The 12,301-nt window shown below is 54.2% G+C and carries 11 protein-coding genes; 5 read left to right on the top strand and 6 right to left on the bottom strand.

Features of this window, described 5'->3' with window-relative positions:
- The first annotated feature begins 52 nt into the window (after positions 1–52).
- Positions 53–484 carry a DUF2628 domain-containing protein gene (locus H8S56_RS19450; RefSeq protein WP_187519537.1) on the top strand — a complete coding sequence of 144 codons (432 nt, stop codon included), beginning with the start codon at positions 53–55 and terminating at the stop codon, positions 482–484.
- A gap of 77 nt (positions 485–561) precedes the next feature.
- On the opposite strand, the gene H8S56_RS19445 is transcribed toward H8S56_RS19450, so the two are convergent.
- The 3 genes from H8S56_RS19445 to H8S56_RS19435 all read right to left on the bottom strand — a co-directional run bounded on the left by H8S56_RS19445 (position 562) and on the right by H8S56_RS19435 (position 3,692).
- Positions 562–3,000, bottom strand: coding sequence for a PEP-utilizing enzyme (locus H8S56_RS19445; RefSeq protein WP_187519536.1), 2,439 nt, complete (start codon positions 2,998–3,000; stop codon positions 562–564).
- On the bottom strand, positions 2,993–3,463 hold the full coding sequence (locus H8S56_RS19440) for a cell division protein (RefSeq protein WP_187519535.1): 471 nt from the start codon (positions 3,461–3,463) through the stop codon (positions 2,993–2,995). The genes H8S56_RS19445 and H8S56_RS19440 overlap by 8 nt, the downstream gene beginning before the upstream one ends.
- Before the next feature lie 67 nt (positions 3,464–3,530).
- A complete protein-coding gene (locus H8S56_RS19435) occupies positions 3,531–3,692 on the bottom strand; it encodes a DUF2986 domain-containing protein (protein WP_187519534.1) in 162 nt (53 codons plus the stop codon).
- A gap of 282 nt (positions 3,693–3,974) precedes the next feature.
- On the opposite strand from H8S56_RS19435, the gene H8S56_RS19430 reads away from it, so the two are divergent.
- Complete coding sequence (locus H8S56_RS19430; RefSeq protein ID WP_024685824.1) at positions 3,975–4,223, top strand: CsbD family protein; 249 nt, start codon at positions 3,975–3,977, stop codon at positions 4,221–4,223.
- A 423-nt stretch (positions 4,224–4,646) separates the two neighbouring features.
- On the opposite strand, the gene H8S56_RS19425 is transcribed toward H8S56_RS19430, so the two are convergent.
- Positions 4,647–4,946 (bottom strand): chorismate mutase, encoded by a 300-nt coding sequence (locus H8S56_RS19425; RefSeq protein ID WP_187519533.1) that lies wholly within the window; start codon positions 4,944–4,946, stop codon positions 4,647–4,649.
- Between the two features lie 506 nt (positions 4,947–5,452).
- Between H8S56_RS19425 and H8S56_RS19415 the strand changes: the two genes are divergently transcribed.
- From H8S56_RS19415 to H8S56_RS19405, 3 genes are all read left to right on the top strand, one after another.
- Positions 5,453–7,210 (top strand): prenyltransferase/squalene oxidase repeat-containing protein, encoded by a 1,758-nt coding sequence (locus H8S56_RS19415; RefSeq protein ID WP_187519532.1) that lies wholly within the window; start codon positions 5,453–5,455, stop codon positions 7,208–7,210.
- Between the two features lie 205 nt (positions 7,211–7,415).
- Positions 7,416–8,426, top strand: a complete 1,011-nt coding sequence (locus H8S56_RS19410) for a hypothetical protein (protein WP_187519531.1) — start codon at positions 7,416–7,418, stop codon at positions 8,424–8,426.
- Positions 8,427–8,912: 486 nt separating this feature from the next.
- Entirely contained in the window at positions 8,913–9,968 is a 1,056-nt protein-coding gene (locus tag H8S56_RS19405; protein ID WP_187519530.1) for a PD-(D/E)XK nuclease domain-containing protein, read from the top strand.
- 692 nt (positions 9,969–10,660) lie between these two features.
- On the opposite strand, the gene H8S56_RS19400 is transcribed toward H8S56_RS19405, so the two are convergent.
- Together H8S56_RS19400 and H8S56_RS19395 are read right to left on the bottom strand one after the other, a co-directional pair.
- On the bottom strand, positions 10,661–11,551 hold the full coding sequence (locus H8S56_RS19400) for an LURP-one-related/scramblase family protein (protein WP_187519529.1): 891 nt from the start codon (positions 11,549–11,551) through the stop codon (positions 10,661–10,663).
- 7 nt (positions 11,552–11,558) lie between these two features.
- A complete protein-coding gene (locus H8S56_RS19395; protein ID WP_187519528.1) occupies positions 11,559–12,065 on the bottom strand; it encodes a hypothetical protein in 507 nt (168 codons plus the stop codon).
- Between the last annotated feature and the right edge of the window lie 236 nt (positions 12,066–12,301).

The following is a 12,301-nucleotide window of genomic DNA, read 5'->3' as shown; positions in this document are numbered from 1 at the left end:
ATACTATGCCGGGCTTCGGACGGATACATTCAAGGAACAAGGGACCTCACGTATGAGCAGCACGGATCAACTACAAACCAACAGTAAATACAGCGCCAAGTGGCAGGAGCGCTTCGATTTCTTCACCGCTCACGGCGCGCCAAAAGAACCGGGCTTCGTAGCAGCCCTGAAGGCCTTGCCCGGACTTGGCAAGAAGATGCGGATCCAGATGAACTGGATCGCGTTTTTCTTCGGCCCTATTTACCTTTTCGTACTCGGGCTGTGGAAGAAGAACCTGGCCATGCTGGGCATTTTTCTGGCCATTAACCTGGTGCTGGGCCTGGTGTTCGCCATTCTCGGAATGGAGGTGCCCAAGGCGCTGGGAACGGGCCTGAATGTCGCGGGCTCGATGATGTACTCGCTCACCACCAACTACTCGTACTATTTGAAAGAAATCAAAGGTGAGCAAAGCTGGAACCCGTTCAAGGGTCTGCGCTTCATCTGATCGGCTGCCTTGACTGAAAAAGCCCGCACATTCAGCGAATGTGCGGGCTTTTTCATGCCGAGTGAGTCATCGAGAACTTACTCGACCAGCGTCAACTGACCATCGGCATACCGCACCTCGCGACCCAGCCACGCCGGATCGACCTGTGGCAACACGGCCGAAGGCTTGCGCAGTTCACGCAGCAATGTGGAGCCATGGGACAGACGCCCGCCCATTCGCGCAATCACCGCACGCGCACGCTGGTAATGCGCGTGGCGACCTGGGTCCAGCGTGTCCTCAAGCAAAATGTCGTCACCCAGAATGCCTTGCACCTGCCCCGGATAGATCATGAAACCCGCCGCCTGTTCAGTGCCCTCGCGACCGTCCTGCCAGAAACTGCCGGTACGGACGCGGATGTCAGGATGCGGCGCGAACCAGTGCGCGCGCTCAGCCTGCGGCATGGCGTGATGCAAGCGAAAGAACACGCGCATCAGGTTGTCGCGATACCACTCGCGCACTTGCAGGTAATAACCGCGCATGCCCGGCAGACCGGCCGCGTGTGCCAGACGAATCGCCTTCGGCCAGACCGCAAACGGCTGTAACGGCAGATCGGTCGGTGCCGGGCGCGGCGTGCCAGGATCGGTCTCCCACGGCAGCCGATGCGGGCAGTTTTCCAGGTCTTCGTAAGCAGTGGGCGGACGTCCCAGCAGGTCGCCGCCGCTGCTGGCCAGCGACGTGGCGATGCACAGATTGCCCTGCACCACGAAGACGTAAAACCGCGTAAACCAGTCAGCGAGTTGCTGGCCGCTCGCACCTTGTCTGATCAGCGAATCGAGTTCCTGATCAAAGCGAATCAAGCGTCCTTCCAGGGTCAGCACGTGCCCGCGCGCAATGCGTTGCATGCGCAGGAACAAGGGCATTGAGCGCAACAAACGCAGCGGCCGCCAAGGCAGATGCGGCGTCGCACCGCCCACTTCGCCTGCGTAGCTGCTGGATGCGACGCCCCAATCTGCCAACCGGGCCAGGAACAGGTCATTGTTGATGTAGGACGCAGCACCAAACAGTGCAGTAAAAGGTTCGTTGTCCTGAAAGATCCGTGAATCCCAGCGGCCCATGATCGCCGGGATACTGCCCGCCGCCCGCCGCTGGGCATATTCCACGAACCGGCTGGGCTGCGGCGGCAGGATCTCGGCGATATTGGCAGCGGTCAGGTGACGACGCCAGCCGTAGTCACTGATCGGTCGATATTGCAAAAGCCATAACTGGCTACCGTCCCACGCCCATTCGACATCGCCGGGCACATAGTGAAAAACCTTGAGCACGCCCTGCAGAAAATCCCAGAGCATGTGCTGTGTCAGCCCTTGTGCGCTGGCAAATGCATGATCGCTCCAGGACGCACCGAGCCGGGAAATAATGGCGCGGTGCGGCGTCGCCTGCCCGTCGGCCAGCGATTCGAGATGGCCTTCGACCCATTCCAGCTCGACCGACAGATGACGCACAAACGCGATGCCGGACAGCACCGGCGTGATGAAGCGCTGCACCACCACTTCTTCAACGCCTTCCTGGTGCAACTGCGCAACGCGGGCCGCCACGTTGTGCGCAGGTTCACGTAGAAACGTGGTGCTCAGACCGGCATTCGCCGCATCGGCCTGATCCTCACCGAAACTCGATGAACGCACCGCCCAGCTCGACGCTGGCTGGGCGGCGAGAAATGCAGCAATATCCGCACCGTCGTTTTGAACGACCGATAACGCCGCAGGCACGGGCTGTCCGGCGCTCGCCGCCAGACGCAGACGACCACCTTTGGTGTGAGCAATGAAACCGCGCTCACCCGATTCCAGCCAGTGCGCGAACTCGGCAGGCGAATCGATCCAGGGGTAGTGACCCCAACCCGGCTTCAGGCTGATGGTGAGGTCGGCGCGAGCCAGAATGGCTGACCAGGCGGCTGCCTGTTCGATGCCCAGCAACGTGTCCTGATCACCCCAGACCAGCTCGACCGGGTCTTCGACCCACTCCAGCAGCGCCAGCGCCGTGTCCGCCCGCAGCACATCCCAGTACGGCACGAACGCTCGGCACCGCGCATAGCCTGAGCCCATGCGTTGATAGTGCGCATCCGGCCAGGTGTGTCTGGAAAATTTGTGAGCAAACAGCGCGGGCCGGTTCGACAGCAGCCAATGGATGGTCTTGCGAATCGGCATGGGCGACATCAGCGCAGGCAGACGCCGCTGCCAGAGAAAGGCACCGACCGGCGACAGCAACACGCTTCTGCAAAAGTGCCCCGGCTGACGCTGCAACGCATGCAGAACCAGCAGCGCATTGACGCCGACAGCCACAATGGCACGGCCCCTGATCGTCATGCCCAGCAACGCATCGGCGTATTCAGCAAGGTCTTCGCAGGGCGGCTGAGGATTATCGCCAAAGCCTGGCAGCTCAAGCGGAACGACCTGATAACGCTGAAAATGCGGCACCGCATCGTCCCACCACTCGGCACTGCTGCCATTGCCTGCCAGCAGATACAGCAACGCACGCTCAGCCATCGCAGGATTCCTTCGCGGCATGGTCACGATCATGGCGGTACAGCCAGAACAGCGGCGGCAGAAGCGCCAGCAACGCCGCCGCATCCAGCCACACATGCGACCAGACATTGGCGCTGAGTGAAATCACGATGTCCTGAGGCGCCCAAAGCAACAGCCCGGCCATCAGCCAGCCCCACGGCAGCGGGCTTTTCAAGCGATCGCCCAAATGCACCAGCGCCAGCATGTACAGCGAATAGGTCTGCAACGTCGCGCCAAACAAGGCGGCCCACCAGGTCTGCTGGGCCCGGGCCGCAGCGGGTGCCGCCTCAGTCCAGAACGCCTGCTCAAGCGTGAGCAGATAGCCGTCGAGCAGCCCGGCAAAACCTGCCCAGGTGAACACAACACTGCCCAGCACGTGCGTCAGTGCGGCGGCGTATAACCAGGTCACGAAGAGTCGCCGAGGCGGCCACGAAGAGAGAGGCATCACGATTCCCTGGATGCTTGAGAGGCGCAGAGTGTAGCGATTTTCCGGCATCGAAGACGCCGAATAATCAGCTCTCGGAGGGAACGGCGGAGTCCTGAGCGGCTTCAGCCTCAAGCTTCGCACGGTCAGCCTTGCTGACGTAGGTGGACTTCTTACGCGGAGCCAGTTTGGCACTGGCCTTCTTGGCGTTGGCTTTCAACAGCTGGTTTAGCTTCTTGCGACGATTCATGGTGCTGTGCTCGGTTTGGACGCCCAGGATGATACCAGTTCGAGTGTTGTTCGAAGACTCTGGCATTGCGATCGCTCGACGCAACTACCTGACGGCGTTCGGACCCTCTGAAAACGCTCGTCCAGAGCACCGCCAAACCTCGACATGCGGCTGGACTTTGCCGGCCCTCAAAACCGTTGAACTAATTATCAGCCCCGCCCACCTAACATTGTGCAGATAGCTTCTGGCCACCCGCTCAGGTTGATGCTGAGCGCCCCACTTACACGCGAAGGTTTTATGATCATGAAGAGTGAACAGGTAGAAGGTGTTGCAGAAAAGCTCGTCGGCAAGGCGCAAGGCGCGGTCGGGAGACTGCTGGGTGATTCGAAGCTGGAAGCTGAAGGCGCTGGACGTCAGGCCTCCGGTCAACTGACCAAAACCTACGGCGATGCGTTGGACAACGTGTCTACGTTCGTGAGAGAAAAACCTGTCGCCGCCCTCGCAATCGGTGCAGTCGCGGCACTGTTCATCAGCCGTATCCTGCGTCGCTGATCCAGCAAGGAGGGAATGCCTGACGAGGCATTCCCTTTTTCGTTCATCCCTCTCGTACTTCCCCGTCGTTCTCACGCTCGGCGCATGCACCACGCCTTGCGGCTATCGGTGCGTTTTCAGGCAGCTCCTCTTCCTGAACATTCAGGTTCCCCTCGGCTTGACCCGCGCCGTCGCCTCGGCCAACAGCGGATCGTCTGGCCGGTAGTGCGTTGCACCGACTGACCGCTCTATAGATTGGCAGCTTCTAAACCTTTAAAAATAAGGCTATCAGCAAATTACTATGCGGCACTGGTTGACCGTCAATCCACACGCGGTCGATTGACAGAAATCGGATGAGAGCACGGCTTGATTGACATGGGTATGGGAGTGCCCGGCTTAAATTCCAGCCTTGCTGAGCCTCTGAGATTATGAAATCAGACGAATTTAAGACGTTTCTTTTAGGGTTGAGTGAGTTTTCAACTCTTCTTCAATGAAGGCAGAGATCATCGCTCTGTATACCCGCTCCACGACATCAGGTGAGGCGCCGGAATCGTTTGCAATTCCGCGCACTTTGCTGATGACCTGTTCAACCCGCGCAGGAGCGCGCACATCATCCGTAGTTTTTTTGAAAGCCGCCGCTTGGGTGACGAGGTTGCCGCGCCTAGCGAGGAGTGCAACCACATCTCGGTCGAGGAGGTCTATGTGCTGACGAACGTCTTCGATTGATGTGCAACGTACTTCCATATAAAAATCTCCCCTTAAGTAGCCCGAACGCGTCATTTTTCTGCAAAAGACATTAGCGAGACGCACTCTATAAGTCCACTGCGAGACCGGTCAATCTCGGATGCGGCTTTCGCCGTTGGTGCCGTCATCGCCAATCGGTGCGCATGGCATCCCGCTACTCATCCATCACCGTCGGATGCGTAGATGAGTTCATCGGACGCTTACACTCATCGATCGCAGGACGAAGAACTCGCATGCGGTTTAACTGCTGCTAGACCATACGAAGCTGGAGAGCGCCGTTCGATATCTGGGGATTGAAGTCAATGACGCCTTGGGGATGGCGGAACAGACTAAGGATTGACGATGCATAGCGACGGTCGAAGTCAGGCCGTCGCTAACCGACCAAAAGCAGACCCTGACCAAAGTCTGCGTCCTGCCAGCAGTTAACCCCAACGCTTCGCCGTCAGGGCTTTTTTTCATCCTGTGCTACCTTTCCCGTCAAGCCACCGGCGCCTTAAGGAAAAGGGATGTTTAATCTGCTGATAGCTGGTCATAGTGAGATGTGGGAGACCCAGCCGTACTCAATCGGTTTGGGGCGCTTCAAGGAATACAGTGGCCATGAGGCCGCAGCTATAGATTCAGCTCGCCCTGAATCTCTGCGTCGTCTTGAGGATGTTCCCGCTTTGCTAATGTACGAGGTTGGAGCCGGTGGCCCACATGCACGGGTGGTTCGACATGGGCGCATACGTAACATTGTTCGAAGAGGCAGCGAGCTAACTTTTGCTTTTGAGCTTGACGAACAGCACGCCTACCTAGACAGATCACAAGTGCTGAGCGTGTCCGATCAACTGGGCATGGATCAGTTCGAGCAACACCGAACCCATTGGGCGGTGAAGGACGGCGAGCTTCCTTTTGATCTTATTGCGACAGGAACTCCTGAGCGCGTTGAAAGACTAGTCACGACCGTTGCTGCGGAATACACCGAAGCTAAACGGGAGGGCTCCCGTGCGGCTGCTGATCTCAAAGAGGAGCTTTCGGGCTTCCCAGCTTCGTTTGAAAAAGCAATGGCGTTGCTTCCAGCGAGGATTGTCCGTAACCCGACACCGGAACTCTTCCCGATACTTGGGATTGAGCCTCGAACAGCGGAAGGGCGAAGGGCACTGGTTGCAGTGCTCCAGCGTGACGCAGCACGACGAGGTCTGCCTGAGGATTGGTCATTCTCTCTAGCGTGGTTCCTTAGCCTTTACGGGACTGCGACAGAGCGAGAACGGCTTGATGCAGCGTTAGTAGATTGCGCTCAGCGCCTGATCGAACTTGGAGGTGAAGAAGATCGCGATGGTTTGGTCGAGGAAATTGGTTACACGCTATGGCGTTGTAGTCAAAGCCGGGTGCTTATTGGGCAACTCCGTAGAGAGACGGCTGTTCTCACTGACCGCCTCATTCGGCGGCAAGATCAGTCCGGCTGCTGGATGGCTGATCTTCTTGAGACCAGGGGGGTTCGGGCCACTGCATACGCCACTGTTGCGTTGCAACGATTGGGCGATGACCGATATCACGATGCCATTCGAAGGGCTGTAGGTTGGCTGCTTACTAAAATCTTACCGGATGGTCATGCCTTTCCACGAAATGAGGGCGATCAGGAGACCGACCTGATCAGCACCGTTTTATCACTAGAGGCGATCCGAAGATCCGGTCAGGCAGGCGATGTTCCACACGTCCTCGAAGCTGGTGAGTCTTGGTTGGTTGCTCAGCAAGCTGATTTAGGAGGCTGGGATGCTGAGCCTTGGGCTGAAGATTTCACTGTTGGGGTGATTTTGGCTTACCTAACCAATAAGACTCAGATGCTGGCGCAAGTTGACGGCTTTCTGTTGATGGCCAGGGACTTTTTTAGAAAGGCAGAAGAGCTTCAACTAGAGGGAGGTGCGAACAACCGTAGGCTTGCGGCCATTGCTACAGTGCATGCCGTCGAGATGTTTCTCTATGGGCTGTTCGAGCGACGTGAGGATCTGGCTCTGTCAGCATTCAAAGAAAATGGTACAGAGACCCTCGGCCCCAGAGAGGCCCTGCGAGCATTGCAGGATGCGCTACAACGAATTGGAGTGATAACAGCACCTCAGCGCTTACCACACCGAGACAGGCTCAGCTCTTTAGTTGGTAGGAGGGACGGCATCATCCACCGCGCCCATGAGGTGAGCGAGGCTGAGCTGTCTGAGGGCATGAGAGATGCGCGGAGTTTTATAGATCGATTCGCCAAACAACTATTGAATTTGGATCTACTACAGTAGGGCGCTGGCTGGCTCTTGATGCTATACGCCACCGGTGGCTGCTCACTACCCATAGCTGTCAGTAGGAGCCATGCGGGCGTTGCATGGGGGGCAGCGAAACCTCAAGCCGTGAACAGCGCTATAAAGTGACGCTGTTTTGCTAAAAAACGTCTTTTTTGCGAAGCTGAGTGATGGCGCTTTGCCGGGAATAAATACAAGGACTGTAATGAGCTATATCACGCGCATTTGTTACAACGACTCCAATTGGCAGCATCCCACTGGGACTGCAACCGAGGCGCCCAACAGTTTTGTTTCTCAACACGGATACGGCCATGAGGAATGGTTATTCCGATTCGAGTGGCAGATTGGGGGTTGGCAATACGGATTTTTGCAGGGTGTGAACAAAGGTTGGGAGTCGCGCATAGCTAGAGGCGATCGCACAGGAGATATTGTATTTTTTACACTCGCTCCAAGTGGCCGTCGCTACGTTGCCCGTATTCGCCACGTTGAGTTTCTCGATGAGACTCAAAGCAATGCGGTATTAGATCACTACAAGCAGCTCGGTTGGTACGACCGAATGCTTGAGGAGATTGATGCCGTGGAAGGCGATAGAGGCGGGCTGAATAGTGCTAACTGGGGCCTTTTCGTGAATGTTCGCTTTCGCCCGGAAGATGTAGAGTGGTATCCCCCTAATACCGTTGCTGAGCCGGGCGATCTAGTACTGGGTTACCAGCGTTACCAGTTGATTGAGTGTGATGCGAAGCATGATCTGCCGAAGACGGTAAAAGAAAATCGATCGGATCGACGAGGAAGGAAGGGGCAGGCCATACCACCAATCCAGGATGCTCACTTCAGGAGCGGGTTCTCGGGCCGAGAATGTTCACCAGAGCACGGATTGATCCAGGCTGCCCTGTACGAAGAGCTTAGAGTCGAGTATCCAGAAGCAAAGATTGTGTTCGAGGAGAACTTTATCGATGTGATGGTAACTACGGAAACCGAAATAATTCTTTTCGAGGTCAAGTCGGATTTTTCGACCCGAAGAGTTCTGCGGCAAGCAATCGGTCAACTCCTCGAATATGCCTACTACTGGGATGAGCCGCAGGAAAAACCTGTCAGGCTTGTAGCCGTGGGTCGTACTCTACCCAATCCAGAGGATGTGAGGTACCTTGAGTATCTCAGTGAAAAACTGAAACTCCCCTTGGAGTATCGGCAGATCAAGTTGCCCTCCGATGCATAGTTTTTTCGAGAGCTCAGTATTGCTCCTATTTGTAGGGGCTGATGATCAAGGTTTATTTTAACAGCGCTATTTCGTAGCAATCACTGTGACGCGCGTAGAGAACCGAGCAACTTGGGAAGCAGACGCCTTTGGCTAATATCAGACACCAGATGGTGAATTAGACTATTTGTTGTGTTTCCGTAGATTCCTTCGACTGACCAATTCTGGTCGACAGCTGCCGTTCATGAAGGGCAGCTATCGACCCAGGCCGGCCCCTCATGGCTGCTAACGCTTACCAGAACCAGTGACTGCAATCCGATGGTACTATCTTCAATCGTGAGCTTGAAAAGATTCCGCGTTTTTTTGGAGCGTTCGCAGGAACGCGATAATCTCGGTTCGACTACCAACGGCTGGTCATTAGACCAATCCAGTGTAACTATTTCAATCGACCAACTGTCTGCCGCTTCGGTGGACGACCGTAGAAAAGTAAGGATTTAGGATCTCGAAATGTTGAATCGAATACTCATTTATTTAGGGCTGTTGCGGGAAGAACGATCCCTTGCCGACACGATACTAAACACTCGAAGTGCTGTCTTCTTTGCGAAAATTATGGGTGTATGCGCTTTTATTTCGATTGGCTCGAATTACATCATGTGGGTGCACGCCGTCTTCGAAGATTTTGATTTAGGGAATTCGGCCATTAGGGAGTACCTGTCGTCAGACTATTATGGGAGCGCTATGCGGGATGAGGCGCGGCAGCTGGAGCGGTACAATAAGGGGGTGGCCGATTCGTTACCTCCACACTTGAGTTTCTATTTCCCTACTCTAGGTGTAATCGTCAAGCACGAGGTAAGTGTAGTGCCTGGAACAGGGCACAGGCCGGACGGCACTCCTCATTACAAATTTGAAAATAAATTCAGGGTTTCGCTGAATTTCGTTCACCTCATATGGTTTGTTTTATTGATGAGCATGCTGCTGGTCTCTGGGCTATTATTTTTATCCCGTCGCTCACCTGCGGCGCTGATCCGACTCGAGGAGCTAGAGCTTAAGAATCATTTTTCACCGAGAGAACGATTGCCGCCTACCCGTGAAATGCTTGGGGTTGATAACCGGCTCGCTCTTATCTTCAAACGATTTAACGCTTTTGTGGTGTCCCTGAATTCCCGTCAACGCGGAAAACCATCTTTTGAGGTTAACGATGAGTACGATGTTCAGGACCTCATGCTACCTATGCTGCAAATGGAGTTCGGAATCGTCAAGCGTGAAGTCTGGGGCCCGGATATCGCCGGGTCAGCTTCCAGGGTGGACTTTCAGCTCGTCAACGAAGGAGTGCTTATTGAAATAAAGAAGACACGAGGGAGTTTGTCAGATCGAGAGCTATCGAATGAGCTCATCGTTGATGTCATTCGATATTCAGCTTATGAGCACATCAATAAGATTGTATTTTTTATCTATGATCCCGAGACTCGGATCCGGGATCCACTAGTCCTGTTGACAGATATCGAAAAACTGCGCGACAAAGTTGATGTGAAAGTTTTTATATCGCCACGGTGGTATGAATAGTCCGATGGTAATAGAGTCCGAATGGCGGTATCAGAGTATGACGTAACCGGAGTAGTTGGTTACCAGACAATTCCTCAATTATGCAGTAACTCACAAATTATGACGCTACTGAAGCTGGAATTGTGCCGCGTCCGGGGATGAACTGGATAGAGATATCTAGGTGTGACCGAAGACTCAATGTGCGGGGCCCATTAAGGTAGGGGCCGAGTCAATGACTTTTGTGGCTGTAAATGCTTGCGCAGTTCGTGGTTACCTGATGCAGCGCAGCGATTGTTGAAAGCGTCTGCGGTCTCTGCTGCCTGTAGAGAGCATCATAAATCACCTTGGATGCGATCATGGGGGCATGCGCTGCCCAGCGTCCGCTCCTGGCCGTTAGCGGCCTCAAGGTTGCGTGTCAGTGTCGCGGACTGGCTTTAGCACTACCGATCCGTCGATCAACTCGATGCTCAAGGAGTCACCCAAACCGACATTCATTTCTGCAAGGAGATCCTGTGGGAGATCGATAATGACATCTCCGCTGCCATCACCAGGAACTTGGCATTTTACGATTGTCCGCAAGGATTCACTCGTAGGGAAGGCCCTCCCTGGGTAGATGGGGGTTCCATGCTACGCCCACATGGCTTCTACTGACAGCTATCGGCCAGAAGCGGCCTCTCAAAGAGCCTAGGAAGAAGGCCAGTTCATAAGTTTTGTTATATATTAATCACCAGCTCAATCTGCCTCCGTACGTACACGGATATGCTCCCACTCATGTGGCTCATGAGCAGTGCGAGTTCTTGGGTAGGAGGCACGAAATTTTCGTCATGGCCGTGAACACTGGCTACTTTGTTGCGCGTGAACGCGATCTTGTTGCACGCACTAACCGCAGCACTAAGCACTTGTCCCGTGTAAGTTTCGTGCAGGCCGCGATTTTTAAAAATCATATTAAGCTCTCGAATAGAGTCGCTCAAGTTGTAATTCTCATATTCGATATGGCCAAGCTTTTTGAGACACCGTTTGAAGGTGGATTCGAGCAGAAGTGAGCCACTCCTGATCGAATCTCCGGGCCGTGTCCGCCTTGTCGAGTGGCAGTCGATCCACAGATCTAAAAGCGCTTGGTCGTCAGAGAGTTCTGAAGAAATATCTTCGTCAGTTCGAGCTGTTTGTATGGTCAGGTAGCGGGATAAGTCTTCAGCAACTTTCCTTGTGTCTTCCACGTCAGCCTGCATCCTTTCAGTCAAAGCTGCGGCCACCGAGTGTAGTACCGCAGGTGCACTGAGCCTTTTCAGCCAATGGATGGAGAGGTCTTTCAGGAAATGCTTATCTGGTCCTGAGCTGTTGTAGATTTCTGGTACTTGTTCAGCATAAAGAACAAGTCGTTTGCCATTAAAAAATAAATAGCCTTTGACATGACCGACCTGCTCACCTTCTTCATCAAAATTTTCTTCCAGACTGAAAAAGTCGCTTTGCGCAACAAAGCCAAGCTCACCAGCCTGATCAATTAAGATTTTTTCAAACGCTTTGATCCCTTCCCAAACACGCGCACGTTCCGCACGAAGCTTTTCACCGGCTATAGCCAGATCAGTCAACACCTTGTTCATCATTCTGTTCTCACCCAGACACGATGCAAATGTTGTACAGCACTACGTCCCTCAGGTCGATAGCTCTTGAGGCGTCTTGCTCAATGTCAGAGCTTGTAGGGTAACCACGGTAGGATGTAGGCGCTTGAGATTGAAAGCTTTGGATTGACCAGAGAGTCCTGGGCGCAGATTTCGTGTGCGGCGCGCCTAAAAGGCGTTTCTGGGAGGGCAGCACACCGGCAGCCTGAGCGAAGCGAAGAAACTTTTTCTTTGCGGATGCGACATGGCCTAACTCCTCAATTGCACCTTTTAGTCTTAGCTCTACTGAGTGCCGCATGTTGAAGCAAACAGGATATATAAGGCTATCTACGCTGAGTGTAAGCCCCTCGCCTAAAATAACTTGCTCTATTAGTAAATTTGCGCCGGCGGAAAACCCTTGCTCATAATCAGAATATCCCGGTTGACCATTATTGCCCACGCAGGCATTGGCCCACGTTGGGTCTGCACCACAAAAGGTTGAATTTTTATTACTAGCCATGCTGACTCCAAATAATAAAATTGCGCAAGCTTACGGTGGCGAGAGGCAGAAAGGCAGAAAGGCCAAGAGCGGACCTTCAAAAGTGCGGCGTAAGTGTAATTGAAGGTGTTTATGTTAGGTTACTTTCAGCAGCCCCCGAAATTCAGCCAACTCATAGATTGATCCGAGAGGTTCAATCAGGCTGGAAAAGAGGGGCAAGCCACTGCTGAAAAACTGCTAGGCAAGAGAGCTTCAGT

Origin of the sequence: Pseudomonas triticifolii (genome assembly GCF_014358015.1) — a bacterium.
GTDB lineage: Bacteria > Pseudomonadota > Gammaproteobacteria > Pseudomonadales > Pseudomonadaceae > Aquipseudomonas > Aquipseudomonas triticifolii.
Note: the sequence above shows the minus strand (reverse complement) of the source record. Positions and strands in the feature narration are given on the sequence as shown.

Bases quoted from the DNA above. Each gene is read 5' to 3' on its own strand.
- H8S56_RS19430 (WP_024685824.1), top strand. From the start codon at position 3,975: ATGAAGAGTGAACAGGTAGAAGGTGTTGCAGAAAAGCTCGTCGGCAAG.
- H8S56_RS19410 (WP_187519531.1), top strand. From the start codon at position 7,416: ATGAGCTATATCACGCGCATTTGTTACAACGACTCCAATTGGCAGCAT.
- H8S56_RS19395 (WP_187519528.1), bottom strand. From the start codon at position 12,065: ATGGCTAGTAATAAAAATTCAACCTTTTGTGGTGCAGACCCAACGTGG.
- H8S56_RS19400 (WP_187519529.1), bottom strand. From the start codon at position 11,551: ATGATGAACAAGGTGTTGACTGATCTGGCTATAGCCGGTGAAAAGCTT.
- H8S56_RS19425 (WP_187519533.1), bottom strand. From the start codon at position 4,946: ATGGAAGTACGTTGCACATCAATCGAAGACGTTCGTCAGCACATAGAC.
- H8S56_RS19450 (WP_187519537.1), top strand. From the start codon at position 53: ATGAGCAGCACGGATCAACTACAAACCAACAGTAAATACAGCGCCAAG.
- H8S56_RS19445 (WP_187519536.1), bottom strand. From the start codon at position 3,000: ATGGCTGAGCGTGCGTTGCTGTATCTGCTGGCAGGCAATGGCAGCAGT.
- H8S56_RS19440 (WP_187519535.1), bottom strand. From the start codon at position 3,463: ATGCCTCTCTCTTCGTGGCCGCCTCGGCGACTCTTCGTGACCTGGTTA.
- H8S56_RS19405 (WP_187519530.1), top strand. From the start codon at position 8,913: ATGTTGAATCGAATACTCATTTATTTAGGGCTGTTGCGGGAAGAACGA.
- H8S56_RS19435 (WP_187519534.1), bottom strand. From the start codon at position 3,692: ATGAATCGTCGCAAGAAGCTAAACCAGCTGTTGAAAGCCAACGCCAAG.
- H8S56_RS19415 (WP_187519532.1), top strand. From the start codon at position 5,453: ATGTTTAATCTGCTGATAGCTGGTCATAGTGAGATGTGGGAGACCCAG.